Source organism: Mycolicibacterium confluentis, assembly GCF_010729895.1.
Taxonomy (GTDB): domain Bacteria; phylum Actinomycetota; class Actinomycetes; order Mycobacteriales; family Mycobacteriaceae; genus Mycobacterium; species Mycobacterium confluentis.
Genome location: NZ_AP022612.1, coordinates 1,899,976 through 1,926,643 on the forward strand (window position 1 = coordinate 1,899,976; position 26,668 = coordinate 1,926,643).

Sequence of the window (26,668 nt, forward strand, 5' to 3'; positions counted from 1 at the left end):
TGTCGCTCGTCACACGAGGCGGATAATGAATGGTTCTCGAAACCGAGAACTTTCACCAAGGGGGAGCATCGTGGCGCAGATCAAGGGGTTCGATCCGGCCGTCAGTAATCAGCGGCCAGAAGACACCGGGGGCAATGTCGTTCCCGTCGGCGTGTGGGGTGACTCCGACGTCGGCGGCGGCGTGTTCGGCTCAAGCGGAAATCTGCCGCAGGGCAACGTGATTCCGATCGACCCACCCGCGGGCGTGGAGGGCCACGGAGTGGATGGGCCCGGAGTCGTGGGCCGCAGTCTCAACGACACCGGCACGGTCGGAGAGGCGCTGCAGTCACCCGGCGTGATGGGTCGCAGCACGTCGGCCTCGGGTGTGCTCGGTGTGACCTTCAGCCCCGACGACGGCGCGCACGGTGTATTCGGTTCGTCGACAACCGGCGGAAACGGGGTGACCGGATTCGTCGGCGGCGCAACGGGAACCATCGGCAGCAGCATCCGCGGCATCGGGGTGCGGGGCACCACGGGAACCGGCGCGGCCGGTGTGCTCGGCCAGAGCTTCGGCGGATCCTCTGGTGGCGCTGCGGGTCCGGCGGTGCGTGGCACCAGCGATGTGGCCGTGGGTGTCAGCGGGGTCAGTGGAGCCACCGACGCCACCCAGGCACTGTGCTTCGGGTCCGGGTATGGCCACTTCTCGCTGCACTTCTCCGCCGAACCCGGCGGGGGTGTGCTGGGTGTCAGCGTGCTCGGCAGCGGAGTGGAGGGCTCCACGTTCGCGTCGGTCCGCAACAACCCGGACGTCGCGGCCGTGCGGGGGCAGAGCGCCAACGGATGGGCCGGGCTGTTCGTGGGCCGGGTTCGCGTCACCGGCGCGCTGCAGAAGGCCGGCGGGGGATTCATCATCGACCATCCGACCGATCCCGAAAACCGGTATCTGTCGCACTCATTCGTCGAATCACCCGAGATGCTCAACGTGTACAGCGGGACCGTCACCACCAACCGCGACGGTCTGGCCACGGTCAAGCTTCCGGCGTACTTCGAATCGCTCAACACCGACTTCCGCTACCAGCTCACCGTGGTCGGCCAACTGGCGACGGCGGCCGTGGTCGAGGAGGTCAAGGACAACGCGTTCACCATCCAGACCGAGCCCGGGCGGGTCAAGGTCTGCTGGCAGGTCACAGGTGTGCGTGCCGACCGCTGGGCGCAGGCCAACCGGATTCCTGTTGAGGAGAGCAAGCCGCGCGCCGAACGCGGCACCTACCTGCATCCGGAACTGTTCGGCCGCAAGGCGTCCGCCAGTCACCCGGCACCGGCCGTGCGCACCCCCGACGGGTTGCCGCGTGACCTGCGCCGCGATGTTGCCAGCGGGCTCAGCGCCGCGGGCCGGGACGCCACAGTGCGCGATGTGCGCAAGCTGCTGACGCAGGCCCGCAAGAACTTCGATGCCGACACCGCGCGGGAGCGGACCCGGTTCGACGCGGAATGGGCTGCGGTGCAGGAGGCCATCGCCGCGGTCGCCGCCGCAGCGCCTAGCCGATCGCGAGGCCGAGGGCGGTCAAAGTCGTCGACACCTCCACGGCAGCGCCGAGCACGTCGCCGGTGACACCACCGAACCGCCGCACGCAGTGCGCCACCAACGCGACCACCACGGCCGCGACGACTAGCACCACCACAGGCCCCTGCCAGGGTCTGGGAGTGACGAACACCGCAGCGACGGCCAGGGCGACCACCCACGCACCGGCCACCCACCACGTCTGAGTTCCTGCCGCCAGCGCACCCAGGGTGCTGCCCTCGGCGGCAGGCACACCGCGGCGGCATGCCAGCACCACCGCGACCCGCCCCGCGGTGACCGCAACGACGATTCCGGCCGGGGTCAGGTCGGCGAAGGCCAGGCCGGTCAGCCCGATCGCCAGCACCACGGCCGCCACCCCGAACGGTCCCGCGGTGCCGTCGCGCATGACGGCCAGGGCCCGCTCGGGCGGGCCGTAACAGCCCAGGCCGTCGGTGGTGTCCGACAGTCCGTCGATGTGCAGACCGCGCGTGGTCAGCAGCAGCACCGCGACGGCCAGCAGACCCGACAGCGCGCTGCCTGCGCCGAACATCTCACCCGCACCCCAGGCCACCGCGGCCGCGAGCGCACCCAGCGCCACGCCCACCACCGGCAGGGCCGTCACCGCACCCCGGCCGAACGGTGTGTCCGACCGCAGCGGCAGGACTGTGAAGAACGTGAAAGCGGTTGTCAGCGAGCCGATCACGAGTCGGAGCGGCCGGACACGCCAGCCGAGTCGAAGGTGGCCATCTGCGCCAGCGTGGCGATCGCGGCCCGGACGACGGGCAGTGCGACCACCGCGCCGGAGCCCTCACCCAGGCGCATCCCGAGGTCGACGATGGGTTCGAGTTCCAACTGGGCCAACGCCAGGGTGTGGGCGGGTTCGGTGGACCGGTGCCCAGCCTGCCACCACGCGCGCGCCCCGGGGGCCAGGCGTTCCGCGACCAGGGCCGCCGAGGTGACCACCATGCCGTCGAGCAGCACCGGGGTCCGGCGCAGCGCGGCCTGCGCGAGGAATCCGGCCATCGCGGCCAGGTCCGCGCCGCCGCCGACCCGCAGCACGGCCACCGGGTCCGAGCGCACCGGATGCACCCGGTAGAGCGCATCCCGGACCGCCGCGGTCTTTCGGATCCAGCCCGCGTCGTCGATTCCGGTGCCGCGTCCGATCGCCGCCACCGGTTCGGTGTTGGTCAGTGCGCACACCAGAACCGTTGCCGCGGTGGTGTTTCCGATACCCATATCGCCGGCGATCAGCAGGTCGGCACCCGAATCCACCTCCTCGTCGGCGATGTCGCGGCCCGCGGCGACGGCCGCGGCGACCTCGTCCTCCGACAGCGCGTCGGCGACGGCGATGTTCTCGCTGGACCTGCGGACCTTGTGGGTGCCGGGCGCATCGGTGTCGACCGCGACGTCCACCAAGCGCACACCGGCACCCGCGAGTTCGGCGAGCACGTTGATCGCCGCGCCGCCGGCGTCGATGTTGGCCACCATCTGCGCGGTCACCTCGGGCGGGTACGCCGACACTCCCGCTCGCGCCACTCCATGGTCGGCCGCGAACACCACGACGCGGGCCCGCTCGAACTGCTTGGGCGGACACACCCCCTGACATGAGGACACCCACACCGAAAGGTCTTCGAGGCGGCCAAGTGCGCCGCGGGGTTTGGTCAGATTGTCCTGCCGGGCGCGGGCCGCCGCCGCGACCTCCGCATCGGGGGTCGGCACAGTGTCGAACGTGGGTGCCGTCATCACTGCCCCGCCGGTTTCACGGTCAGAGGAAGGCCGGCCACCACCAGCACCACGCGATCACACACCGCAGCCAGGCGTTGATTGAGCGTGCCCAGGGCGTCGGTGAACAGGCGGCCGGCCGGTGTCGCGGGCACGACCGTCAGCCCGACCTCGGGGCTGACCAGCACGAGGGGTTGGGTGAACTGTGCGACCGCGTCGACGAGGTCCTCGACGTCGGCGACCACAGATCCGCCCTGCCACGCCTCGCGCTGATCCATGGCCGTCGTCAGCCAGTTGCCCACGTCGTCGACCAGGGTGGGGGCGGGGGAGCGGCGCAGCACCTCGGCCACATCGGCGCTCTCCACGGTGCGCCACGCCGCCGGCCTGCGCTCACGATGGCCGGCGATGCGTGCCGCGAATTCGGGGTCCTCGCGCACCGGGGCGGTGGCGACATAGGTCACCGTGGAGGGCGCTTCCGCGGCGGCCTGGATCGCCTGCTCGGCCCAGCGGGACTTCCCAGACCGGATGCCGCCGAGCACCAGTGTGCGCATCGCGGCCGTCAGTCGATCTTGTCGCCGCGGTTCACGTTCGGCCGGGGCGCCCGCAGGCGTCGCATCTGCGAGGCCCGTCCGGCGGCGTAAAGACCCAGCCGCCAACGGCTTTCGGTGTTGTCCGGGAACTTCACGTCCACCTTGTTGTTGACCTTGCGGGCCAGCAGGATGGCGTCGACGGCCATCATCGCCATCAGGATCAGCATGCCGGGGGAGATGTAGTACTGGACCTGCGGCACCGCCAGCATGATGAAGATCAGCGCCAGCGCCAACGGCATGAACATGCCGAGCAGGTTGTAGCGCGAGTCGACCACGTCGCGGACGTAGCGGCGGATCGGGCCCTGGTCGCGGGGCAGCAGGTAGGCCTCTTCGCCGGCCATCATCTTCGCGCGGCGCTCGTTCATCCGGCTGCGGCGTTCGGCGCGCTCGGCCTTGCGCTCCTCCTTGCTGAGCTTGGGCCCGGCGATGGCTTTGCGGCGTGCGCGGGCCTCGGCGGTGGTCATCGGCGCGGGCGCCACCGGGCCGCGACGACGACCGTCGTCGCGCTTCGGTGTCGGGCGGCCCTTGGGCGCCGTGACCTTGGCCTGTGCGGCCTTCTGCTCGGCGGCGGTTGCAGCGGCGGCCGAGTCGGCTCCGTCATCGGCCGGATCGGCACCACCCTCTGACGCGCCACCATTCTTACGACCCAGCAGTTTCACGCCTGCCAGATTACTGCGGTGAGCGTCGCACCTCGTCATGCACCCACCGAAGACCCGTTCTACGCTGGCGCAATGATTGCGCAGGAGACCTCGGCCCTGCGGGTGCTCATCGCGCCGGACTGCTTCGGCGACACTCTGTCCGCGGTCCAGGCCGCCGAGGCGATCGCCGAAGGGTGGCGACGCAGTCGTCCCGGCGACCAGTTGCGGTTGGCCCCGCAGTCCGACGGCGGCCCAGGCTTCGTCGACGTGCTGGCCAGTCGGTTCGGCGGACTGCGCCAGAGTCGGGTGTCCGGCCCGCTCCAGGAGGAGGTCGACGCCGCGTGGGTGTTCGATGAGGCCCACGCCACCGCCTACATCGAATGCGCCGCGGCCTGCGGGCTGGCGCTGCTGGGCGGACCACCCACCGTGGAGAGTGCGCTCGCCGCGCACACCACCGGGGTGGGACAACTGGTCGACGCCGCGGTGGCGGCTGGGGCGCGCCGCATCGTCGTGGGCCTGGGCGGCAGCGGCAGCACCGACGGCGGGCGGGGACTGATCGACGCGCTCGGCGGTCTGGCCGCCGCCCGGGACAGGCTGGCCGGGCTCGAACTGATCGTCGCCTCCGACGTCGAGCACCCCCTGCTGGGCCCGATGGGCGCGGCCCGCGTCTTCGGCCCGCAGAAGGGCGCCGACCCCGCGACCGTCGAACTGCTCGAAGAGCGGCTGACGGAGTGGGCGCGGTGCCTCGATGGGTTCGCTGGGAGCGCCGTCAGTGAACAATCGGGAGCGGGCGCTGCGGGCGGACTCGGCGCGGCGCTTCTGGCAGTCGGTGGCCGGCGCGAGTCCGGGGCGGCGATCATCGCCGAGCACACCGGCCTGGCCGACGACATCGCCGCGGCTGGGCTGATCATCACCGGTGAGGGCCGGTTCGACGATCAGTCACTGCACGGCAAGGTGGTCAGCGCACTGGCCGACGGCGCCCGCGCCGCTGGCATCCCGGTGCTCGTCCTGGCTGGTCAGGTGGTGCTGGGCCGCGATGTGCTGGACGTGACCGGAATCACTGCCGCGTACGCGATCGCCGACTATGCGGGCTCTGTGCAGCGCGCGATCGACGACGCCGCCGCCCAGTTGACCGGCCTGGCTGCGAAGACGGCCGCAGAACTACGGGAATAGGCGCTGGCCTTGGTACCGTTGAAGGCGTGGGCGCACGGTTCGTGCAGCCCCGACACAGGCAACTCGGCAGGGAGAACGCAATGACTGTTCAGGACGAATCCGCCACCACCACCCATGGCGCGATCCTGACCGACGCCGCGGCCGCCAAGGCGAAGTCGCTGCTCGACCAGGAGGGCCGGGATGACCTGGCGCTTCGGATCGCCGTTCAGCCGGGGGGCTGCGCCGGTCTGCGGTACAACCTCTACTTCGACGACCGTTCCCTCGACGGCGACCTGACCACCGACTTCAACGGCGTCAAGCTGACGGTCGACCGGATGAGCGCGCCGTACATCCAGGGCGCTCAGATCGACTTCGTCGACACCATCGAGAAGCAGGGCTTCACGATCGACAACCCCAACGCCACGGGTTCGTGCGCGTGCGGAGACTCCTTCAACTGAGTCAGAACGCGCCCGCCGTGCGCATCACGTAGGAGCACACCAGGATCTGGTTGTTGTGCGTGAGGAGTTGCGCGACGCCCTGACGCTCCTCGGGACCACGCGTTCCGCGCGCGGCGGTGACGCGCATCGAGAACAGCACCTGCGCGCTGGCGGGCGACGCGAACACGATGGTGTCCACCGACGTCACCTCGGCACTGCTGAACTGCTTGTTGAACGCATCCGAGGACAGCTTGGCGAGCGCGTCGTCGGAGCGCCTGTCCCGCACACCGTCGTACAACCCGCACAGCGCGTTGCGTGAGATCGTCTGCAGATCCTTGTTCGACAGCGCGTCCAGGTAGTTCTGGATCGCGGTCTTGGCACTGCCCTCATTGATGACGCCGGTCGCCGTCGTCGCCGCGTCGTCGCGCGCCGCCCACACCACCGCGGCCACCAGGCCCACCACGGCGGCCAGCACGACCACCCAGGTGAGAAGCCTTCGCCCGCGGCGCGGCGCCGGATACGGGACCGGCGGAGGCAGCGGCCCGGGGTAGGCATTGGGCGGTCCGGGGTACCCCGGTCCATAGCCGGGGGGTACGGAGTGCGTCGAGGTGACGTCGGTACCCTGAGGCGGCGGATACGGGCCGGCCATGCTGTCTCTCCCAGATATCCGGTGATGCCATCGCGGCAGCTCGATCGGCGAACTGTGGCTCTGGTACGCAGGTTAGCGCACGTCGACAGTGGTGATCCGGCGTGTGACGGCCGCTAGGCTTCTCCTGACCGATTGAATTGAAGGGCGGACAAGTTCGTGACGATTGCTGTGACCGGATCCATCGCAACTGATCATCTGATGCGGTTTCCGGGCCGATTCTCCGAACAACTGCTCGCCGAACATCTGCAGAAGGTCTCGCTGAGCTTCCTGGTCGACGATCTCGTGGTGCGCCGCGGCGGCGTCGCGGGCAACATGGCCTACGCGATCGGTGTGCTGGGCGGCGACGCCGCGCTGATCGGCGCGGCCGGCCTGGACTTCGCCGAGTACCGCGCCTGGCTCGAGAACGCCGGCGTGAACTGCGACCACGTCCTGCAGTCGACCACGGCCCACACCGCCCGGTTCGTGTGCACCACCGACCAGGACATGGCTCAGATCGCGTCGTTCTACCCGGGCGCGATGTCGGAGGCCCGTGACATCTCCCTCGCCGACTACGTGAATGCCGACGGCGCACCGGAATTGGTGATCGTGGGCGCCAACGACCCGGAGGCGATGTTCATCCACACCGAGGAGTGCCGCAAGCTCGGCATCCCGTTCGCGGCCGACCCGTCGCAGCAGTTGGCGCGCCTGTCCGGCGATGAGATCCGCCGCCTGATCGACGGCGCGGAGATCCTGTTCACCAATGACTACGAGTGGGACCTGCTGCTGAGCAAGTCCGGCTGGACCGCCGACGAGGTGATGGCGCAGATCGGTCTGCGGATCACCACGCTGGGCGCCAAGGGCGTCGACATCGTGCACCCCGACGGGACGACGCTGCACGTCGACGTCGTGCCCGAAACTCACCAGTCCGACCCCACGGGCGTCGGCGATGCGTTCCGCGCCGGCTTCCTCACGGCCCGCAGCGCGGGTCTGGATCTTGAGCGCGCGGCGCAGCTGGGTTCCCTGGTCGCGGTCCTGGTGCTGGAGACCGAGGGCACCCAGGAGTGGACCTGGAACCGCGACGCGGGCCTGGCCAGGCTCAAGGACGCCTACGGCGCCGAGTCCGCCAGCGCCATCGCCGCCGCGCTGGTCTAGAACCCTCCGAACGGGGCTACAGCTCGACCGGGTAGGTCGGCTCGCTGATGGCCGGGGTGATCGAACCCTCGACGAAGATCGCGTGCCAGAGCATGAAAATCAGCACGGTCCAGAGCCGTCGGCTGTGATCGCTGGCTCCGGCCTGGTGCTCGTCGAGCATGCGGCGCACGCCGGCGCGATCGACCAGGTGGTCGGTCTGCGACTGCGCGACCATCTCATACGACCAGTCCAGCAGCTCACCCGAACGCAGCCAGTGTCGGATCGGCACGGGGAAACCCAGCTTCGCGCGGTGCAGCACATGCGCGGGCACGATCGGTTCCAGCGCGCGCCGCAGCGCGTACTTCGTGGTGGTTCGGGTGATCTTCTGCTCCAGCGGCAGCCGCGAGGCCACCTCGAACACCTCCGGGTCCAGGAAGGGCACCCGCAGTTCGAGCGAATTGGCCATCGTCATCTTGTCGGCCTTGACCAGGATGTCGCCGCGCAGCCACGTGAACAGGTCGATGTGCTGCATGCGGGCCACCGGGTCGGCGCCCTCGGACAGCGCATAGATGGGCGCCGTGACATCGGTGTGGGTCCACTCCGGCCGGAAGTCCGGCAGCACCGACCGCAACTGCGCGTCGTTGAAGCTGCGCGCGTTGCCGTAGTAGCGCTCCTGCAGGGTCAGCGAACCCCGGTGCAGCAGGCTCTTGCCGCGCATGCCCTCCGGAAGCGGCCGTGACATCCGACCGACCGACCGGCGCAGCGCGGCGGGCAGGTAGTCGAACGCCTTCAGGGACAGCGGTTCGCGGTAGATCGTGTACCCGCCGAACAGTTCGTCGGCGCCCTCGCCCGACAGCACAACCTTGACGTGCTTGCGGGCCTCGCGGGCGATGAAGAACAGCGGCACCAGTGCCGGATCGGCCACCGGTTCGTCGAGGTACCAGACGATCTCGGGCAGCGCCGCGACGAACTCGGCCTGCGAGACGACCTTGGCGAAGTGCCGCGCCCCGATGGCCTCGGCGGAGGCGACGGCGACGTCGATCTCCGAGAAGCCCTCGCGCTCGAACCCGGTGGTGAAGGTGATCAGGCGCGGGTTGTGCCGCATGGCCAGCGCGGCGATCGCCGTCGAGTCGATGCCGCCGGACAGGAAGGCGCCCACCGTGACGTCGGCGCGCATGTGCTTGGCCACCGAGTCCTCGAGGACCGCGGTGATCTCGTTGTAGCGGGCCTGCTCGCTGCCCGGGGTGAACTTCACGGCGTTGAACTGGGGCACGAAGTAGCGACTGACCTCGGGGGCCTGGCCCGGACGGATCCGCGCGTAGCAGCCCGACTCCAGGCGGCGCACCCCGCGGTGCAGCGTCTCCGGTTCGGGGACGTACTGCAGCACTGTGTAGTGCTGGACGGCCCGCGTGTCGATCTCGGTGTCCACACCGAGATCGTCGGCCAGATCGAGCAGGCACTTCTTCTCGCTGCCGACGACCGTGCCACCGGAACCGGTGGCCATGAACAGGGGCTTGATGCCGAACGGATCCCGGGCGCAGAACAGTTCGCCGGCCACCGTGTCCCAGAGCGCGAACGCGAACATCCCGCGCAGTCGCTTGAGCGCGTCCGGACCCCAATGGTGGTAGGCCGCGACGATCGCCTCGCCGTCGCCCTCAGTGGCGAAGACCACACCGTGCTGGTCGCGCAACTGCTCGCGGAGTTCGAGGTAGTTGTAGATCTCGCCGTTGAAGACCAGCACGTAGCGGCCGGGACTCTCCGGAGGTCCCCAGCGTAGGGGCTGGTGGCTGTGGGCGATGTCGATGATCGACAGTCGGTTGAAGCCCAGCACAGACCGGTCGTCAGACCAAGTGCCTGGTTCGTCCGGTCCGCGGTGTCGCATCAGATGCGACGCGCCCGCTACCGCTTCCACGATCTCGCTGGTGACGGACCGGGCTGGGTCGCGTACCAGGGCTAGCAGTCCGCACATCGGGAGCCAGTATGCCCCACGACCTGCGATGTGACGAAGCGGCGGGAAGGGTGAGAGACACGCACGGGCTCTGATGGGTAGGTGTGTTGAGCCTGTCGCGGGGGCGTGGTCTACGCTGCGTAGTATTCGATTCGCGCCGCTTCAGGCGTGCTTTGGGATGGACGAAAACTCATACAGGAGGCGCCGACGTGAAAACCCGCGGGCAGGCCTTGTCACAGGGCCGATCTCGGCGGTTCCGCATGCTAGGCCTGGCGCTGACGCTGGGGGCGGCTGCCGTCGTACTCAGCGGCTGCACGTGGCAGGACGTCATCGGACTGGGCTGGCCGAAGGGCATCACCCCGCAGGCGCATGCCAACTATGACTTGTGGATCGGTTCCGTGATCTCGGCGTTCGTCGTCGGCGGCATCGTTTACTTCCTGCTGTTCTGGACCTCGGTCTTCCACCGCAAGAAGGACTCCGACACGGAGTTCCCACGCCAGTTCGGCTACAACATGCCGCTCGAGCTGGTGCTGACGGTCATCCCGTTCCTCATCATCTCGGTGCTCTTCTACTTCACCGTCGTGGTGCAGGAGAAGATGATGGAGGTCACCGACGATCCTGAGGTCGTCATCGACGTCACCGCGTTCCAGTGGAACTGGAAGTTCGGCTACCAGAAGGTCGACTACGCCGACGGCACCTTCAGCTACGACGGCGCCGATCCGGAGCGTAAGGCCGCGATGGTCTCCAAGCCCGAGAGCCACGGCGACGAGGGCGGCCACGGCGGTCAGTACGGCGCGATCCGGGGGTTCCACCCCGAGGACAAGAGCTACCTGAACTTCGACAAGGTTGAGACCCTGGGCTCGAGCACCGAGATCCCGATCCTGGTGCTGCCCAAGGGGAAGCGCATCGAGTTCGAGATCGCCTCGGCCGACGTGATCCACGCGTTCTGGGTTCCGGAATTCCTCTTCAAGCGGGACGTCATGCCGAACCCCAAGGAGAACAACTCGCTGAACGTCTTCCAGGTCAGCGAGATCACCGAGACCGGTGCGTTCGTCGGCCGTTGCGCGGAGATGTGCGGCACGTACCACTCGATGATGAACTTCGAGGTCAGAGTCGTTGAGCCCAACGACTTCAAGGCGTACATGCAGCAGCGCATCGCCGGTAAGGGCAACGCTGAGGCATTGCAGGCGATCAACCTGCCGCCGACGTCCGTGACGACTAAGCCGTTCGACTCTCGCCGTGGCGAGCAGGTCGGCGCGACCAACTAATCAGAGGGCGCAGCATGCATATCGAGTCCAGGCTGTTCGAGATCCTCACGGCGTTCTTCGCGCTGGCAACCGTGGTGTACGCGGTGCTGACGTCGATGTTCGCCACGGGCGGCGTCGAATGGGCCGGCACCACCGCGTTGGCGTTGACCACGGGTCTCTCGCTGATCATCGGAACCTTCTTCCGGTTCGTCGCTCGTCGACTGGACACTCGTCCCGAGGACTATGAGGACGCCGAGATCAGCGACGGCGCAGGCGAACTCGGCTTCTTCAGCCCGCACAGCTGGTGGCCCATCGCGATCGCGCTCTCCGGTTCGGTGACCGCGGTCGGCATGGCGCTGTGGCTGCCCTGGCTGATCTTCGCCGGCGTCTGCTTCATCCTGACCACCGTGGCCGGTCTGGTCTTCGAGTACTACCTCGGTCCTGAGAAGCACTGAGTAGAGCCCGCACGCGCGGTTGGGGTCGGCTGAAGGTCACAATCACGGTGCGACTCGGCGCGCCACGAATCCGTCAGACTCGTTTGGCCCCCTTGGTTGGGTAGTGTTGCCGGGGCGCAACTAGTCGAGAAGGACAGGCGAAGATGAGCGGGCCGAATTCTCCGGAACCGGAGTCTGCGGACGAGCCGGGTGGCAAAGCCGGCGAGGACCAGCCGACAGCGGTTGATCGCATCGACGATGTCGGGGCTGGCGAATTCCCTTCGCAGGCGTATTCGGCCCCGGAGTCCGAGCAGTTCATGAGCGGGCCGTATGTGCCGGCCGATGCCAATCTGTACGACTACGACGGCTACGACGGCTATGACGGTGCGGTCGAACCGGGCGTCGGTGAACGCCCGCCGCGCTGGCCGTGGGTCGTCGGCGTCACCGCGATCATCGCGGCCATCGCGCTCGTCGTGTCGGTGTCACTGCTGGTGACCGACACCGACACGAACACCCTCGCGACACCGGCGACCTCGACGACGACGGCGCCCCCGGTTCAGGACGAGATCACCACGACCGAACCGCCGCCGCCTCCACCCCCGCCGCCGACCAGCGAGCCGCCGCCGCCGCCTCCGCCGCCACCTCCGCCGGAGACTGTCACGGTGACGCCCGAGGCGCCTCCGCCACCGGCGCCGGAACCGACCCAGGCGCCGCCGCCGGAGACCACGGAGGCACCGGCGCCGACGACCACCACGACGCCCACCGGGCCGCGTCAGGTGACCTACTCGGTGACCGGGACCAAGGCGCCGGGGGACATCATCTCGGTGACCTATGTGGACGCCTCGGGGCGTCGGCGCACGCAGCGCAACGTCTACATTCCGTGGTCGCTGACCGTCACGCCGATCTCGCAGTCGGAGGTCGGTTCAGTGCAGGCCTCCAGCCTGTTCCTGGTCAGCAAATTGAACTGTTCGATCACTACGAGCGATGGGACCGTGTTGTCGTCAAACAGCAGCAACGCAGCCCAGACGAGCTGCTGATGGTCAGCATCAGGGAACGCGCAAACGGGTGGTCACCCGAGGTGATCGACCGCGCCTTGATCGTCGCCTGCGCGGTGGCGTGGTTGCTGGCGCTGGGCTTCGCGGTGGCCGCGGGTGTCGCGCTCGCCGACCTCGGCGGGGGACGGACCAGCGGCACGCCGGACGACGGGGACAGTCCGTGGCTGTTGTACACCGTGATCGGGGTGTCGGCGTTGGTGATCGCGCTGGCCGTGCCACTTCTGCTGCGGGCCCGGAATGCGGCACCGAGCAGTGCGACTGCGGCTGCCCCGGCAGAGCCCGGCAGGGCCCGCGTCGCCGCCTCGCGTATCCATGCCGGTTACCCCGCGTCGACGGCGCGTTCGGCGACATCGCGGGTCTCCTCGGCCGCGGTGGATCGGCTGCTGCTGCGCTGTGGCCTCGGGATCCTCACTGCGATGGGCGCGGCCTATATCGCCGTCGCGATCGCCACGCATCTGATGGCCGTCGACTCCGACGGCGCGGCGTGGGCGTTGTACGCCGTGGCGGGCGTGCTGACGCTCGGCATGGTGGCGATTCCGGTGCTGTTGCTGCGGCAGTTGCCGTCGCAGCAGGCTGACTGACCCTCCCGCGCGACCGATCGGCGGGTGTATGACGCGCCCACCGGGATGCACGTGAGTGGCCGCTCGCCCGCCGAACATCGGATGCGTGAGTACGGTTTGTTCGGTGCAGCTCGGGGTCCTGGGCCCTCTGCGTTTCCGGCAGTTCGGGCTTCCGGTCGCGATCCCTTTCGCCAAGCCGCGTTCCATCCTGACGATGCCCGGGTTGTACGGCGGCGCCGTCGTTCCCGGTGACACACTCATCGATCCGCTGTGGGGCCGCGTATGCTCCGCGCACCGCTGCCAAGCCGCTCCAGACCCACGTCTCGCCCCTGCGACGCGCACTCGGCGACGGGGGTTCGTTCTTACGCACGGCACTGGCTGGACCCTCACCGACGCGGAGATCGACGCCGACTGCCGCCCGGGTGACCTGCGCCGGCCTGGTTTTGTGCGGAATTGCATGCTTCTGGCCGAAATCTGCTGCAATTCCGCACAAATGAGAGCCGCGTGAGCCACAGCGGGGGAGGGGAGTGCCACCAGCTCAACGCAGAAAGCGATCGGGCTCAATGCAGAAAGCGATCGGGGCCGCCACCTCAAAGGTGACGGCCCCGATCGCGTTCGGTGCTGAGTCGGCTAGTGCCCGTGCCCGTTTCCGTGCCCGTTGCCCGTGCCGTGCTCGTTGTCCTGGTATTCCTTCAGGGCCGTGAGCGCCTTGTGCTCGGCCGCGTGTGCGGCGTCGGTCAGCGCCCGGTCCTCGGAGACAGGATCGGCGAACAGGAAGCTGCCGGAACCCGGTGCACCACCGGAGCCGAGCTTGTTCATCTTCTTCGGCAGTGCCGCGCCCTGGTACTCGAGCGGAATCGGATGACCATGGTCATCGACCGGGCCGATCGGCTGATGCAGCTCGATGTAGGCACCGTGCGGCAGCCGCTTGATGATGCCCGTCTCGATGCCGTGCTCAAGCACATCGCGGTCGCTGCGCTGCAGCGCGATGGCCCAGCGGTAGGCGATGAAGTACACCAGCGGCGGGACGACCACCATGCCGATGCGGCCGATCCACGTGGTCGCGTTCAGCGAGATGTGGAACTTCAGCGCGATGACGTCGTTCATCGCGGAGAGGGTCAACACCATGTAGAGCGCGATGGCCATGGCGCCGATCGCCGTGCGGACCGGTGCATCACGCGGACGCTGCAGCAGGTTGTGGTGGGCGTAGTCGCCAGTGAACTTCTTCTCCAGGAACGGCCACGCGATCAGCAGGCCGAACACCAGACCCATGAGCAGCGCCACCCACGTCGAGGCGGGGATGGTGTGGCCGAACGGGTAGAGCTCCCACGGCGGGAAGATACGCGCCAGGCCTTCCGTCCACATCATGTAGAAGTCAGGCTGCGAACCCGCGGACACCTGCGAGGGCCGGTAGGGGCCCAGGTCCCAGATCGGGTTGATCTGGAGCAGACCGCCCATGAGGCCGAGGATGCCGGTGACCATCGCGAAGAACGCGCCGGACTTGACGGCGAACACCGGCATGACACGCACGCCGACGACGTTGGTCTCCGTGCGGCCGGGGCCGGGGAACTGCGTGTGCTTCTGGAACCACACCAGCGCCATGTGCGCACCGATCAGCGCCAGGATGATGCCCGGGATGATCAGGATGTGCAGCGCGTACATACGCGGGATGAAGATGCCGATCGAGCAGTCGTTGCCGACGCCGCCACAGGGGAAGTCGCCGCCGAACAGTGCCCAGTGCAACCAGGTGCCGATGACCGGCATGCCCAGGCTGATCGAGCTCATCGCGGCGCGCAGGCCGATGCCGGACAGCAGGTCGTCGGGCAGCGAGTAGCCGAAGTAACCCTCGAACATCGCCAGGATCAGCAGCAGCGAGCCGATGACCCAGTTGGCCTCACGCGGTCGGCGGAATGCGCCGGTGAAGAAGATGCGCGCGAGGTGCACCATGATCGACGCCGCGAACAGCAGGGCCGCCCAGTGGTGGATCTGCCGGACGAACAGACCGCCGCGGACTTCGAAGCTGATGTCCAGGGCCGAGGCGTAGGCCCGCGACATCTCGATGCCGCGCAGGGGCTGGTACACGCCCTGGTAGGTGACCTCAGCCATCGACGGGTCGAAGAACAGCGTCAGGTAGACGCCGGTGATCAACAGGACGATGAAGCTGTAGAGGGCGATCTCACCCAGCAGGAAGGACCAGTGGGTGGGGAAGACCTTGTTGAGCTGTCGCCGGACCGCCGCGGACGGGTGATACCGCGAGTCCATCGCGTCACCCTGCTTGGCCAGCCGCTCACCGATTGCCGAACTCATGATTTGCGCTCCCAGAAGGCCGGGCCGACAGGTTCGATGAAGTCACCGTTGGCCACCAGGTAGCCCTCGGTGTTGATCGTGATGGGCAGCTGTGCCAGGGCACGGGCCGCGGGTCCGAACGTGGGCTTTGCGAAATGAAGCGCGTCGAACTGCGACTGGTGGCACGGGCACAGGATGCGGTAGGTCTGCTGCTCGTACAGCGACGAGGGGCAGCCCAGGTGCGAGCACACCTTGGTGTAGGCGAAGAACTCACCGAAGTTGAAGCTCTCCTGACCCTGCCGCCGGACGACCTTGTGCATGTCCTGCGGCTTGATGCGGATGAGCATCACGGGGTTGCGCACGCCCATCTGGATCTTGGCCAGATTGTGGTGCGATTCGGGAGTGGTGCCGTCACCGTCGGCCTCACGCCACGGGAACACGGTCTCCATGCCGCCGGCGTCGAGGTCCTCCGGGCGCATCTTGACGAACGGGGCGTGGCCGTCACCGGTCGCGCGGGCGAGGTAGATGGTCTCGCCTGCGTAGCGCGGGGTCCACCCCGAGGTCCACAGCACGGCCTTCTTGCCCTCGGCGGTCGGCACGACGGGCTTCCACGGGTTCTTGATCAGACCGCCGGCGAACGCCACCAGGGTGCCGAGGCCGAACGCTCCGAGTCCGAGCCCGAGCGAAGCGCCGATCATCTTGCGACGCTTGATGGTTGAGCCCTCGAGCGCGTCGGAGAGGTTGGCCACCACGGTCTTGCGGTCGAACTCGCTCGACGCACCGTCATGGCGGTCCTGGACGGTGATCTCCTCAGGAATGAACTTCTTCTGGTAGAGCACCGCGCCGATGCCGATCGACAGGATCGACAGGCCGAAGGTCAGGCCGTACATCGGGGTCGCGAGGTTGTACCAGATGCTGTTCGGGTCCCACTGCCACGGCCAGAACAGGAAGACCACCAGCAGTGCGAGGCCGCTGAGGCCACCCAGGAGGAGCCAACCGGCGACGCTGCGCTCGGCGCGCTTCTCGGCGCGGGTGCCCTCGACGGGCCAGCGCTCCTCTTTGTAGATGATGTCCACGCCGTCCTTCTGGCCGCCCAGGGCCAGAAGTTCCTCGCGTGACATCGATGCCAACTGCTCGTCAGTCGGCTGCTGCGCGCCAGTCGCGTCGCTCATGCTCGTGCCCCGATCCACATCGCCACACCGATCATCGCCACCATGCCGACGATCCAGATCACCATTCCCTCAGAGGTGGGGCCCAAGGCGCCCAACCCGTAGCCACCGGGGCTGGGGGTCTCGGCGGCGTTCCGGACGTAGCTGACGATGTCCTTCTTCTCCTCCGGGCTCAGCTGCCGGTCGGAGAACTTGGGCATGTTCTGCGGGCCCGTGAGCATCGCGGTGTAGATCACCTGCGGGTTGGCCTGCCCAAGGGCCGGGGCGTACTTGCCCGAGGACAGGGCGCCGCCCTGACCGGTGAAGTTATGGCACGAGGCACAGTTCAGGCGGAACAGGTCGCCACCTCGGGCGAGGTTTCCGCCGGTCAGCGACTCCTGTGCGATCTGGCCGTTCTCATCACGAACCACCAGCGGTCCGCCGCCGTTGGCCTGGATGTAGGCACCCAACGCGTCGATCTGGTTCTCATCGAAGTTCGCCGGCTTCGACGGGGCCTGAGCGTTGAGGCTCATCGCGGGCATGCGGCCCGTCGACACCTGGAACCAGACTGCGGCTTCGCCGACGCCGATCAGGCTGGGGCCGCGATCGGCGACACCCTGCAGATTGGCGCCGTGGCAGCTGATGCACGACGTGTCGTACAGCTGCTTGCCGTTGCGGAGCAGAGCCGACTGCGATTCGTCGGCGACTGCAACCTGTGGCTTGGGGGTCAGCACTGCGGCCATTCCGCCGGCCAGACCCAGGGCCACCAGCAGCAGCATTCCGGCCGTCAACCGGCGGCGCAATCGCCGCCGGGACCGGTCACCGCTGGTCGATCCGATCAAACGCGAGATCATCAACCGAGCACTCCTGTTCATCACAGCGCTTGACTAACGGACGAAATAGATGACGGCGAACAGCGCGATCCACACGATGTCGACGAAGTGCCAGTAGTACGACACCACGATCGCAGCAGTGGCCTGCGCAGGCGTGAACTTGCTCATCCTCGTGCGTGCCAGCAGCAGCACGAAGGCGATGAGACCGCCGATGACGTGCAGGCCGTGGAAGCCGGTGGCCAGGTAGAACACCGTGCCGTACGCACTGCCCGGGATCGTCGTTCCGTGCTGCACGAGGTGGACGTACTCATACGCCTGGCCGAGCACGAAGAACGTGCCCATCGCCAGGGTGATGGTGTACCACCGGCGCAACCCGAAGACGTCGCCGCGCTCAGCGGCGAACACACCCATCTGGCAGGTGAACGACGACGCGATCAGCACCAGGGTCACCGGTACAGCCAGCGCGAGGTTCAACTCCGTGGGGGGTGGTGGCCAGTCGCCACCGGCTTGTGCGCGCGCAGTGAAGTACATCGCGAAGAGGCCGGCGAAGAACATGAGTTCACTCGAAAGCCACACGATGGTGCCGACAGAAACCATATTCGGCCTGTTCAGCGAATGTACGCGCGACGTGATTGCAGTCCCTGAGGTACCCACAGCGGTCGTCACACCAAGAAGTATGACGCTTTGTAGTTGTCGATCTCCACCCGGGGATGGTTTTAGCGATGAGTGTCGTGTTCGGGGGGCGCCTCCCGCTTGCCGCATGCGGGTCCCGACGTGGGAATATCGGTTCGTGACTGATACCGAAACCCGACCGGATCCCGCCGCCCCGACATGGCGCGGCATCCTGAGCCGCCTCACAGAACTGCAGCCGCTGGCGCCGGGTGAGGCAGCCTGGGCGATGGATCAGATCATGACCGGGGCGGCAACCCCGGCACAGATCGCTGCGTTCGGAGTCTCGATGAAGATGAAGCGTCCGACGCCGGCCGAAGTCAGCGAGCTCGCCGACACGATGTTGTCGCATGCGCGGAAGGTGCCCACCGATCGGATCGGCACCGAGACCGTGGACATCGTCGGCACCGGCGGTGACGGGGCCAACACCGTCAACCTGTCCACCATGGCGGCCATCGTGGTGGCCGCGGCCGGCGTGCCGGTGATCAAGCACGGTAACCGCGCCGCGTCGTCGCTGTCCGGTGGCGCCGACACCCTCGAAGCGCTCGGTGTGCGCATCGACCTCGGACCCGACGATGTCGCCCGCTGTGTCGAGGAGGTGGGTATCGGCTTCTGCTTCGCGCCGCAGTTCCATCCCTCGTTGCGGCACGCGAGTGCGGCGCGACGCGAGATCGCGGTGCCGACGGTCTTCAATCTGCTTGGGCCGCTCACGAACCCGGCGAGCCCGCGGGCGGGCCTGATCGGCTGTGCGTTCGCGGACTTGGCCGAGGTGATGGCCGGGGTGTTCGCCGCGCGGCGTTGCAGCGTGCTGGTCGTCCACGGTGACGACGGACTCGATGAATTGACCACCACCACGACGTCGACGATCTGGCGTGTGCAGGCTGGCACGATCGACCGGCTGACCTTCGACCCGGCCGGCTTCGGCTTCCCGCGCGCCCAGCTGTCGGAACTGCTCGGCGGTGACGCCGAGAGCAATGCGGCCGAGGCGCGGTCGGTGTTCTCCGGCGCGAAGGGCCCGGTGCGCGACGCCGTGGTGCTCAACGCGGCCGGGGCGATGGTGGCCCATGCGGGCCTGACCAGTTCCGCCGAATGGCTGCCGTCGTGGGAGTCGGGCCTGCAGCGCGCGGCCGACGCGATCGACTCCGGCGCCGCCGGTCAGCTTCTCGCGAAGTGGGTGAAGTTCACCCAACGGCTGTGATCGGCGTCCGTGCAACGGTTTTCGGCACGGGCGTGATCTCGGCGGCCGGTTCGACGTACTGCTCGGCGGCGAGCCGGGCCGAACGTGCCGCCGCCGCCCAGCGGGACCAGCGGCCTGCGCCGCCCGCGGGCGACGTCCAGCCCTGACTGCTGTGCACGATCCTGGTGCCGGGCGTGGTCAGCCAGCGCGCGACCAGTCCCACCTCCTCGACCAGCGCACCGCCCAGCGGGGCCGGTTCGGCCAGGATCGTCTGTGCCCCCGCGCACAACGCCTCGACCACGGGCATCGGGGGGACACCGCGTGGTGCTCTGCCCGCGGCGGCCAGTTGGCCGCGTCGGACCACCGCCAACTGCCAGCCGCCGGCCCCGTCGGGCGCCGCGGCGACAAGCTCGTCGACCGCCGTCAGCGCCGCCAGGCGTTGCCCGCGGACCGAGGTGTCGATCGCGGTCGCGGCCTGATCGCGTAACCGCGCCGCGCTTTCGTAGAGTCCGCGCTCGGCGAGCGCGTCGACGTGCGCGACGGCCGCGGCCAGCGGGGTGTCGTCGATGCCGGTGAGCACCGCGACGGCACGGCTGACCGCGGGCGCGTACTCCTGCGCGCTGACGTCTCGGGGTGCCGGGCACGCCGCCACCTCCCGTTCGGGGCAGGACGGACCGTGCCGGGCTGAGCGGCCGAGACGGTTGGTGCACGTGCGGACGCCGGTGAACCGCGCCAGCAGCGCCGCCGTCGCGGCGGCGTCGGCGCGGGCCCGGAAGGGGCCGAGGGTGTGGCGTTCGCCCGGTGTGCGGACGACGGTGAAGCGCGGAAATGCCTCGTCGGACAACGTGATCCACCACCATCGGTGCGGAAACTTGGAGCGCCGGTTGTAGGGCGGAGCATGTGCGGCGAGCAGGCGCAGTTCCCGCACGCCAGCCTCGAGACCGTGCGCGCATTCGACATGATCGACCGCCTCGGCCAGGGCCACCATCTCGCGCATCCGGCCGCGGGGATCCGAGCCGTTGAAGTATTGGGTGACGCGACGACGCAGGTCGACGGCCGTCCCGACGTAGAGCACTTCGCCCGAGGGGCCGCGGAACAGATAGACCCCGGGACGATTGGGCAGGGTGGACGCGAGACCGCGTTTGCGCCGTTGCGCGGGCGTGACGTCGGGGAGGAAGGCACGCAGATCGGGATAGGTGTGCACGCCCTGGTTGCCGACCCTGTCAATCAGGCCGTGCAGCACGTCGACGGTGGCCCGCGCATCGTCGAGGGCGCGGTGAGTGGGGGTCGTGCTGGTGCGGAACAGTCGCGCGAGTTCCCCTAGGCGGACGCTGGGCGCCTCCTCTCGGGTGAGCACTCTGCGGGCCAACCGCACCGTGCACAGGACCGGCGGCCGCGGCCACGGCAGCTCGCACTGCGCGGCGGCGGCCCGCAGGAAGCCCATGTCGAAGCCGGCGTTGTGGGCCACCAGCACCGCGCCGCGGCAGAACTCGAGGAACATCGGCAGCACGGCGTCGATGGTCGGTGCGTCCCGCACCATTGCGGTGGTGATGCCGGTCAGATGGACGATCTGCGGTGGAATCGCGCGCCCGGGATCGACAAGTGTGGCAAATTCTCCGAGCACCTCACCGCCACACACCTTGACCGCGCCGATCTCGGTGATGGCATCGCAGTGACCGCCCGGATCTTTGGCGGTGGCGCGCCCCCCGGTGGTCTCGAGGTCCACCACGACGAACGTGATGGCGCGCAGCGGCAGATCCGCCGCGGGGTCGAGGTCGGCGAAGCTCAGCTGTGCCGACTTGTCCGAACTCACGTTCGATCACGTTAGAGGCTGGGGGCGACAGAATCCGGGAGAACCGAAGTCGAGCGGGGCTCGTGTCGCGGATCCGGGCGGCTGTGGGCGGATAAGAATGTGACGGATGTTGTCGGTGCCCTCGGTTAGCGTGCGAAACGCAGCAGACCAACGGAGGAAGTGGGACAACACCAATGCGACAAAACGAGAACTCCTGGGGCCGTGACGATGCGCCCGAACCCGTCGTCATCGACTGTGACGACTGTGCTGTGCGCGGCCTCGGATGCCGAGAATGTGTGGTCAGCGTGCTTCTTGGAGTGCCTGAGACATTGCTGGCCGATGAGCGTGCGGCGCTCGAAGTGCTTGCCGAGGCCGGCCTCGCGCCCCGCTTGCGCCTGGTTCCGATCCACCGCGGCCAGCAGCCCGGCGTCGCGTGATTCACAGCAGGTGTTCAGCCGGGGCCGGGCGCGGCAGCGCGATTTCTGGCACTGAGTGCTGTTAAATTTAGGTCTCCTGATGGACAACGCCGATGCCGTTTCGTAACCTATTCGAGACCTAAGGCGTTTCGGCGGCGGTGCGGTTGGGCGAGATCCACGCATCGCTCACGCACTCAAAGGCAGTTTAAGGACGCAAATCTTGAGGTTTGACGGCAGGCGATGGGGCGATCGGAACATCAGGCGACCCCTCAAGAAAACCGCCATCGGCACACTCGCCGCACTCACCGTCCTCAGCGGAGCACTCGCCTCCAGCGCGCACGCTGACCCGCAAGACGATGCGCTGGCAAAGTTGAACGAACTTTCGCGGCAGGCCGAGCAGACCACCGAGGCGATGCACAGCGCCCAACTCGACCTGAACGCCAAACTCGAGGCCCAGGGCGCCGCGGACCGCAGACTCGCCGCCGACCGCGCCTCGATGGCCGCTGCGCAGACCGAGCTTGCGATCTTCCAGTCCGGCGTCAACAAGTTCGCCGCCGCCATGTACATGGGCGGGCGCACGTCGGGCTTCAACGCCATCCTCACCGCCGAGTCTCCGCAGGGCCTGATCGACAAGCTGTCCGTGCAGCGGGTCATGGCCGCCGAGGTCGGGGCACAGATGGGGAACTACCGCCGGGTCAGCGAGCAGGCCGTCGCCGCCGAGGCGGCCTCCGCCAAGTCCGCTGCCGAGGCCAAGACCGCGGCCGAGCAGGCCGCCGCAGTGCGCGCCGACCTGCAGTCGAAGCAGAGCGAACTGCAGTTGAAGATCGCGGTCGTCCGATCGCAGTACGAGGCGCTGACCCCCGAGCAGCGGGTTGCTCTCGCCGAGCCCGGTCCGGTCCCGCCGGCCCCCGAGGCACCGCCAGGGCCCGATGTGCTGGCCCAGGCACCCGAGGGTGTCCCGCCAGGTGATTTGGCGCCGGATGCGGCGCTGCCGGCGATGCCCGGTAACGGCCAGGGTGTGGTGGCCGTGCAGGCCGCGCTCACCCGCGTGGGATCGCCGTATTCGTGGGGCGGTTCGGGTCCCGGCGCATTTGACTGCTCGGGCCTGGTGATGTGGGCGTTCCAGCAGGCCGGTATCGCGCTGCCGCACTCCAGCCAGGCGCTGGCCCGCGGTGGTCAACCCGTCTCCCGTGGGGAACTGCAACCCGGCGACGTCGTGAACTTCTACTCGGATGCCTCCCACACCGGCATCTACGTCGGTGACGGAATGGTGGTCCACGCCTCCACCTACGGCGTCCCGGTCAAGGTGGTGCCGCTGGATGGTGCCGGACCGTTCTACAACGCCCGCCGCTACTGATCGTCTCCGGCGCCGATGGCCCGTGGCCGTCGGTGCCGTGGTGGCCGTTGTCGCCGCGCTGGCCCTTCTCCTGCTGACTCGAGCACCGCACGACACCGCACCGACACCCGTATCCGTGCCGTCGGCGCAGAAGGTGACCGTCGGGGATGGCCGCACCGTCACTTCGCTGAGCCTTGGTGGGGAGGCGACAGACGCCGTGCTGCGCCGCGCCGAAGCCGACCTCGTCCTGAGCGCCCCACGCGTGGAACGCTTCTGGGGCACCGACTGGTCCGATGAGATCGTCGTGGTTGCGACGGGCACCGACGCCGAGTTCGCAGCCGCGGCGCCGGGTGCGCCCTCCGGAATGGCCGCGGTCGCGGTGGCAGACGCCGTCGATCCCCTCCGGCGGACGGCCGAAGGTCAACGCATCGTCTTAAGCCCCGGTGCCGGCCGGATGACCGATGAGGCCCTGCGATTGGTCCTGACCCACGAGCTGTTCCACTACGCGGCCCGAACCGACACCGCGACCGACGCGCCGCGGTGGATCACCGAGGGCGTCGCGGACTACGTCGCCCGAACCGGTCCCGTTCCGCATCTGCCCCCGCCGACCCGGCTGCCGTCGGACGCCGACTTCGCCGCGCAGGGCCCGCAGCTTTCTGAGGCCTACGACCGCGCCTGGCTGTTCGCGCGCTTCATCGCCGACCGGTACGGCGAGCCCGCCCTGCGGGATCTCTACACCGCGGCCGCCGGTCAAGGCCACCGCGACACCGACACCGCGCTGCGCCAGGTCACCGGCACCGACCCCACAGGCCTGCTCGATCAGTGGCGTGGCTGGCTGGCCGCTGCTGCCGGGCCCCGTTAACATCGGCAGGCATATGACCCGAGTCCTGCTGGTGACCAACGACTTTCCACCGCGGCGCGGGGGCATTCAGTCCTATCTCGAAGAACTCGTGGTGCGGTTGGCCGCCACGGGTGAGCACGACCTGACGGTCTACGCGCCGCGCTGGAAGGACGCACCGGAGTTCGACGAACGGGCCGAAGCCGCGGGATACCGGGTGGTGCGGCATCCCGGGACGCTGATGCTCCCGGTTCCCACGGTCGAGTCCCGGATGAGTGATCTGATCGAACGCCACGAGGTCGAGACGGTGTGGTTCGGGGCCGCGGCGCCGCTGGCCCTGCTCGCCCCGCGGGCCCGCCGCGCGGGCGCGAGCACGGTCATCGCGAGCACACACGGCCACGAAGTGGGCTGGTCGATGCTTCCCGTCGCGCGCTCGGCGCTGCGCCGCATCGGAGACGGCGCCGACGTCATCACCTACGTCAGCAGGTACACGCGCGGGCGCTTCGCCTCGGCGTTCGGCGCGCACGCGGCCATGGAACACCTTCCGCCCGGCGTCGACGCGCAGCGGTTCGCCCCCGATCCGGCGGCGCGCGCTGAACTGCGCGCCCGCTACGGCCTCGGGGATCGCCCGACCGTGGTGTGCGTATCGCGCCTGGTGCCGCGGAAGGGGCAGGACATGCTGATTCGCGCGCTGCCGCGGATCCGGCAGCGCATCGACGGCGCGGTCCTGGTGATCGTGGGCGGCGGCCCCTACCGCGAAACGCTCGAGAAACTGGCCCACGAACACGGCGTGGCCGAGCACGTGGTGTTCACCGCGGGCGTGCCGTCGCGCGAACTGGCCGGGCACTATGCGCTGGGTGATGTCTTCGCGATGCCGTGCCGGACCAGGGGAGCGGGCCTGGACGTCGAGGGCCTGGGCATCGTGTTCCTGGAGGCGTCGGCGACCGGAGTGCCCGTCGTCGCGGGCACCTCGGGTGGTGCGCCGGAGACCGTGCTCGACGGCCAGACCGGGACCGTCGTCGACGGCCATTCCTTGGACGGGATCGTCGACGCGGTCGCCGACCTGCTGGCCGACCCCGACCGCGCCGCCGCGATGGGCGCGCGCGGTCGCGAGTGGGTGCTGGCCGAGTGGCAGTGGGACACCATGGCGGCCCGGATGTCGGGCCTGCTGGATCAGTCCTTGCGGTAGATCGCCTCGATCTCCTCGGCGAACTTCTCCGCCACCACCTTGCGCTTGACCTTCATGGTCGGGGTGAGCTCGCCGGTGTCCTCGGTGAAGTCGACCCGCAGGATCCGGAACTTGCGGATGGCCTCGGCCGCGGACACCGCCTGGTTGGCCTCCTTGACCGCGCGGTCCACCTCGGCGGTCAGATCCGGATCGTTCGCGAGGTCGGCCACCGACGCGGCGGGGTCCTTGCGGTGGTGATTCTTCCAGCCCACAAAGGCATCGGTATCGATCGTGATGAGCGCCGCGATGAACGGCTGGGCGTCGCCCACAGCCATCGCCTGGCTGATCAGCGGATGCGCCCGAAGCTGGTCCTCGAGCACGGCCGGTGCGACGTTCTTGCCGCCTGCGGTGACGATGATCTCCTTCTTGCGTCCGACGATCTTCAGGAAGCCGTCGGAGTCGACCTCACCGAGGTCGCCGGTGCGGAACCAACCGTCGACGATCGCCTCGGCCGTGGCCTCCTCGTTGCGCCAGTAGCCGTTGAACACCACACCGCCGGAGACCAGCAGCTCACCATCCTCGGCGAGCCGCATGCTGTTGCCGGGCAACAGCTTTCCGACGGTGCCGACTTTCATGTCGCCGACTCGGTTGACGGTGATCGCGGCGCTGGTCTCGGTCAGCCCGTAGCCCTCGTAGATGGTCAGGCCCACGCCGCGGTAGAAGTGGCACAGGCGGGCACCCAGCGGGGCGCCGCCGGAGATCGAGGCTCTGCAGTCGCCGCCGAGGGCGGCCTTGAGCTTGCCGTACACCAGTTTGTCGAACACCGCGTGCTTGAGCTTGAGCAGCAGCCCGGGCCCGCCCGGGGTGTCCAGTGCCTCGCTGTAGTCGATCGCGGTCTGCGCGGCGATCGCGAAGATCTTGCCCTTGCCGTCGTTGGTCGCGTTCTGCTCGGCGGTGTTGTACACCTTCTCGAACACCCGCGGCACCGACACGACGATGGTCGGCTTGAACACGCCGAACATCGGCACCAGGTTCTTGATGTCACTGGTGAAGCCGACGGTCACCTTGTTGTGGAACGCACCGATGGTGATGGCACGAGCCAGCACGTGGGCCAGTGGCAGGAACACCAGCAGGCGCTGCCCCTTCGCCAGCAGGTCAGGCAGGCTGTCCTTGGAGCCGCGGATCTCGTAGATCAGGTTGGAGTGCGTCAACTGGCAGCCCTTGGGCCTGCCGGTGGTGCCCGAGGTGTAGATCAGGGTCGCCGGATCGGTGGCGCGAATGTTCGCGATGCGGGCCGTGACCTCGGCCGGATCCACCTGGGCGCCCGCGGCGATGAGTTCGTCGAGGCCGCCACCGTCGAGGTGGAACACGCGGCGCAGGTCCGGCAGTTCGTCGATCAGTGCAGCAGCCGTCGCCGCGTGCGCGTCGGACTCGGCGAACAGCACCACCGCACCGGAGTCAGAGAGAACCCAGCGCACCTGCTCGGCCGAGGAGGTCTCGTAGATGGGCACCGTCAACGCGCCGACGGACAGAATGGCGAAATCGAGGATCGCCCATTCGAAACGGGTGGCCGACAGGATGGCCACCCGATCGCCGGGCACCACACCCTGGGCGATCAGGCCCTGGGCCGCGGACCGCACCAGGGCGGCCGCCTCGGCGGCGGTGACGTCACGCCACTCGCCATCGATGAGCCGCTGGTAGATCACATGGTCGGGGTCGTCACGCTCGTGCTCGAAAACGGCGCTGACGATGTTGTCGTGCTCGCCGACTTCGAACGACGCGGGAACACTTAACTCACGCAATGGTCGAGGCCTCTCCGGTTGACCGATATTTCGTTCAGCCTAGTCTGCGGCCCTCGGCCAGATGTGACAGTCCTCACCGTGACCTGCGGCCCCGGGGGGTGTCGTGGACCGGGCTGGGGCG

Annotated in this window: 25 protein-coding genes; 13 read left to right on the forward strand and 12 right to left on the reverse strand. The window is 68.6% G+C overall.

Annotation, left to right across the window (positions count from 1 at the left end; genetic code table 11):
* The first annotated feature begins 70 nt into the window (after nt 1–70).
* Nucleotides 71–1,591, forward strand: coding sequence for an autotransporter outer membrane beta-barrel domain-containing protein (locus G6N34_RS08750; protein ID WP_085150793.1), 1,521 nt, complete (start codon nt 71–73; stop codon nt 1,589–1,591).
* Here G6N34_RS08750 and G6N34_RS08755 read toward each other — a convergent pair.
* From G6N34_RS08755 to G6N34_RS08770, 4 genes are read right to left on the reverse strand one after another with little or no spacing between them, the layout of a single operon-like run.
* Nucleotides 1,518–2,243, reverse strand: a complete 726-nt coding sequence (locus tag G6N34_RS08755; protein ID WP_085150795.1) for an adenosylcobinamide-GDP ribazoletransferase — start codon at nt 2,241–2,243, stop codon at nt 1,518–1,520. The two genes, G6N34_RS08750 and G6N34_RS08755, sit on opposite strands and share 74 nt — an antisense overlap.
* Nucleotides 2,240–3,283, reverse strand: coding sequence for a nicotinate-nucleotide--dimethylbenzimidazole phosphoribosyltransferase (cobT, locus tag G6N34_RS08760; RefSeq protein ID WP_085150797.1), 1,044 nt, complete (start codon nt 3,281–3,283; stop codon nt 2,240–2,242). The genes G6N34_RS08755 and cobT overlap by 4 nt, the downstream gene beginning before the upstream one ends.
* The gene (locus tag G6N34_RS08765) at nt 3,283–3,813 is read right to left on the reverse strand and encodes a bifunctional adenosylcobinamide kinase/adenosylcobinamide-phosphate guanylyltransferase (protein ID WP_085150799.1); all 531 of its coding nucleotides are present in this window, start codon (nt 3,811–3,813) and stop codon (nt 3,283–3,285) included. The genes cobT and G6N34_RS08765 overlap by 1 nt, the downstream gene beginning before the upstream one ends.
* Before the next feature lie 8 nt (nt 3,814–3,821).
* Nucleotides 3,822–4,511, reverse strand: coding sequence for a DUF3043 domain-containing protein (locus G6N34_RS08770; RefSeq protein WP_085150801.1), 690 nt, complete (start codon nt 4,509–4,511; stop codon nt 3,822–3,824).
* A 72-nt stretch (nt 4,512–4,583) separates the two neighbouring features.
* On the opposite strand from G6N34_RS08770, the gene G6N34_RS08775 reads away from it, so the two are divergent.
* Nucleotides 4,584–5,663 carry a glycerate kinase family protein gene (locus G6N34_RS08775; RefSeq protein ID WP_085150803.1) on the forward strand — a complete coding sequence of 360 codons (1,080 nt, stop codon included), beginning with the start codon at nt 4,584–4,586 and terminating at the stop codon, nt 5,661–5,663.
* An 80-nt stretch (nt 5,664–5,743) separates the two neighbouring features.
* The gene (locus tag G6N34_RS08780; RefSeq protein ID WP_085150823.1) at nt 5,744–6,100 is read left to right on the forward strand and encodes a HesB/IscA family protein; all 357 of its coding nucleotides are present in this window, start codon (nt 5,744–5,746) and stop codon (nt 6,098–6,100) included.
* A gap of 1 nt (nt 6,101) precedes the next feature.
* Here G6N34_RS08780 and G6N34_RS08785 read toward each other — a convergent pair whose 3' ends face one another.
* Nucleotides 6,102–6,728, reverse strand: coding sequence for an Rv0361 family membrane protein (locus G6N34_RS08785; protein WP_085150805.1), 627 nt, complete (start codon nt 6,726–6,728; stop codon nt 6,102–6,104).
* A gap of 156 nt (nt 6,729–6,884) precedes the next feature.
* Here G6N34_RS08785 and G6N34_RS08790 point away from each other — a divergent pair, with 156 nt between their 5' ends.
* Entirely contained in the window at nt 6,885–7,859 is a 975-nt protein-coding gene (locus G6N34_RS08790) for a carbohydrate kinase family protein (protein ID WP_085150807.1), read from the forward strand.
* Between the two features lie 16 nt (nt 7,860–7,875).
* Here G6N34_RS08790 and asnB read toward each other — a convergent pair whose 3' ends face one another.
* Entirely contained in the window at nt 7,876–9,807 is a 1,932-nt protein-coding gene (gene asnB, locus G6N34_RS08795) for an asparagine synthase (glutamine-hydrolyzing) (protein ID WP_085150809.1), read from the reverse strand.
* A 239-nt stretch (nt 9,808–10,046) separates the two neighbouring features.
* Between asnB and ctaC the strand changes: the two genes are divergently transcribed.
* The 4 genes from ctaC (at nt 10,047) to G6N34_RS08815 (ending at nt 13,103) form a co-directional block, all read left to right on the forward strand.
* The gene (gene ctaC / locus G6N34_RS08800) at nt 10,047–11,054 is read left to right on the forward strand and encodes an aa3-type cytochrome oxidase subunit II (protein WP_085150810.1); all 1,008 of its coding nucleotides are present in this window, start codon (nt 10,047–10,049) and stop codon (nt 11,052–11,054) included.
* A 14-nt stretch (nt 11,055–11,068) separates the two neighbouring features.
* Complete coding sequence (locus G6N34_RS08805; protein WP_085150811.1) at nt 11,069–11,488, forward strand: cytochrome c oxidase subunit 4; 420 nt, start codon at nt 11,069–11,071, stop codon at nt 11,486–11,488.
* 143 nt (nt 11,489–11,631) lie between these two features.
* The gene (locus tag G6N34_RS08810) at nt 11,632–12,504 is read left to right on the forward strand and encodes an MmpS family transport accessory protein (protein ID WP_163645361.1); all 873 of its coding nucleotides are present in this window, start codon (nt 11,632–11,634) and stop codon (nt 12,502–12,504) included.
* On the forward strand, nt 12,504–13,103 hold the full coding sequence (locus tag G6N34_RS08815) for a DUF2561 family protein (RefSeq protein ID WP_085154876.1): 600 nt from the start codon (nt 12,504–12,506) through the stop codon (nt 13,101–13,103). The genes G6N34_RS08810 and G6N34_RS08815 overlap by 1 nt, the downstream gene beginning before the upstream one ends.
* A 609-nt stretch (nt 13,104–13,712) precedes the next feature.
* Here G6N34_RS08815 and qcrB read toward each other — a convergent pair.
* From qcrB to ctaE, 4 genes are read right to left on the reverse strand one after another with little or no spacing between them, the layout of a single operon-like run.
* On the reverse strand, nt 13,713–15,389 hold the full coding sequence (qcrB, locus tag G6N34_RS08820) for a cytochrome bc1 complex cytochrome b subunit (protein WP_085154878.1): 1,677 nt from the start codon (nt 15,387–15,389) through the stop codon (nt 13,713–13,715).
* On the reverse strand, nt 15,386–16,540 hold the full coding sequence (gene qcrA / locus G6N34_RS08825; protein WP_085154880.1) for a cytochrome bc1 complex Rieske iron-sulfur subunit: 1,155 nt from the start codon (nt 16,538–16,540) through the stop codon (nt 15,386–15,388). Before qcrA ends, qcrB begins: the two co-directional genes overlap by 4 nt.
* The gene (qcrC, locus tag G6N34_RS08830) at nt 16,537–17,370 is read right to left on the reverse strand and encodes a cytochrome bc1 complex diheme cytochrome c subunit (RefSeq protein WP_085154882.1); all 834 of its coding nucleotides are present in this window, start codon (nt 17,368–17,370) and stop codon (nt 16,537–16,539) included. The genes qcrA and qcrC overlap by 4 nt, the downstream gene beginning before the upstream one ends.
* Before the next feature lie 33 nt (nt 17,371–17,403).
* Nucleotides 17,404–18,015, reverse strand: a complete 612-nt coding sequence (ctaE, locus tag G6N34_RS08835) for an aa3-type cytochrome oxidase subunit III (RefSeq protein ID WP_085154884.1) — start codon at nt 18,013–18,015, stop codon at nt 17,404–17,406.
* 94 nt (nt 18,016–18,109) lie between these two features.
* On the opposite strand from ctaE, the gene trpD reads away from it, so the two are divergent.
* Nucleotides 18,110–19,216: an anthranilate phosphoribosyltransferase gene (gene trpD / locus G6N34_RS27950; RefSeq protein ID WP_109788631.1), complete on the forward strand. Its 1,107-nt coding sequence runs from the start codon at nt 18,110–18,112 to the stop codon at nt 19,214–19,216.
* Here the strand turns inward: trpD and G6N34_RS27955 are convergent.
* A complete protein-coding gene (locus tag G6N34_RS27955; protein ID WP_276061099.1) occupies nt 19,200–21,008 on the reverse strand; it encodes a DEDD exonuclease domain-containing protein in 1,809 nt (602 codons plus the stop codon). The genes trpD and G6N34_RS27955 overlap by 17 nt on opposite strands.
* A 173-nt stretch (nt 21,009–21,181) precedes the next feature.
* Here G6N34_RS27955 and G6N34_RS08850 point away from each other — a divergent pair, with 173 nt between their 5' ends.
* The 4 genes from G6N34_RS08850 to G6N34_RS08865 all read left to right on the forward strand — a co-directional run bounded on the left by G6N34_RS08850 (nt 21,182) and on the right by G6N34_RS08865 (nt 24,766).
* On the forward strand, nt 21,182–21,424 hold the full coding sequence (locus G6N34_RS08850; RefSeq protein ID WP_085154886.1) for a hypothetical protein: 243 nt from the start codon (nt 21,182–21,184) through the stop codon (nt 21,422–21,424).
* Between the two features lie 199 nt (nt 21,425–21,623).
* Nucleotides 21,624–22,760, forward strand: a complete 1,137-nt coding sequence (gene ripC / locus G6N34_RS08855) for a peptidoglycan hydrolase RipC (RefSeq protein WP_085154888.1) — start codon at nt 21,624–21,626, stop codon at nt 22,758–22,760.
* A complete protein-coding gene (locus tag G6N34_RS08860) occupies nt 22,723–23,601 on the forward strand; it encodes a hypothetical protein (protein WP_085154891.1) in 879 nt (292 codons plus the stop codon). Before ripC ends, G6N34_RS08860 begins: the two co-directional genes overlap by 38 nt.
* Nucleotides 23,602–23,614: 13 nt before the next feature.
* On the forward strand, nt 23,615–24,766 hold the full coding sequence (locus G6N34_RS08865; protein WP_085154893.1) for a glycosyltransferase family 4 protein: 1,152 nt from the start codon (nt 23,615–23,617) through the stop codon (nt 24,764–24,766).
* Here the strand turns inward: G6N34_RS08865 and G6N34_RS08870 are convergent.
* Nucleotides 24,751–26,547, reverse strand: coding sequence for an AMP-dependent synthetase/ligase (locus tag G6N34_RS08870; protein WP_085154895.1), 1,797 nt, complete (start codon nt 26,545–26,547; stop codon nt 24,751–24,753). The two genes, G6N34_RS08865 and G6N34_RS08870, sit on opposite strands and share 16 nt — an antisense overlap.
* Nucleotides 26,548–26,668: the final 121 nt, after the last annotated feature.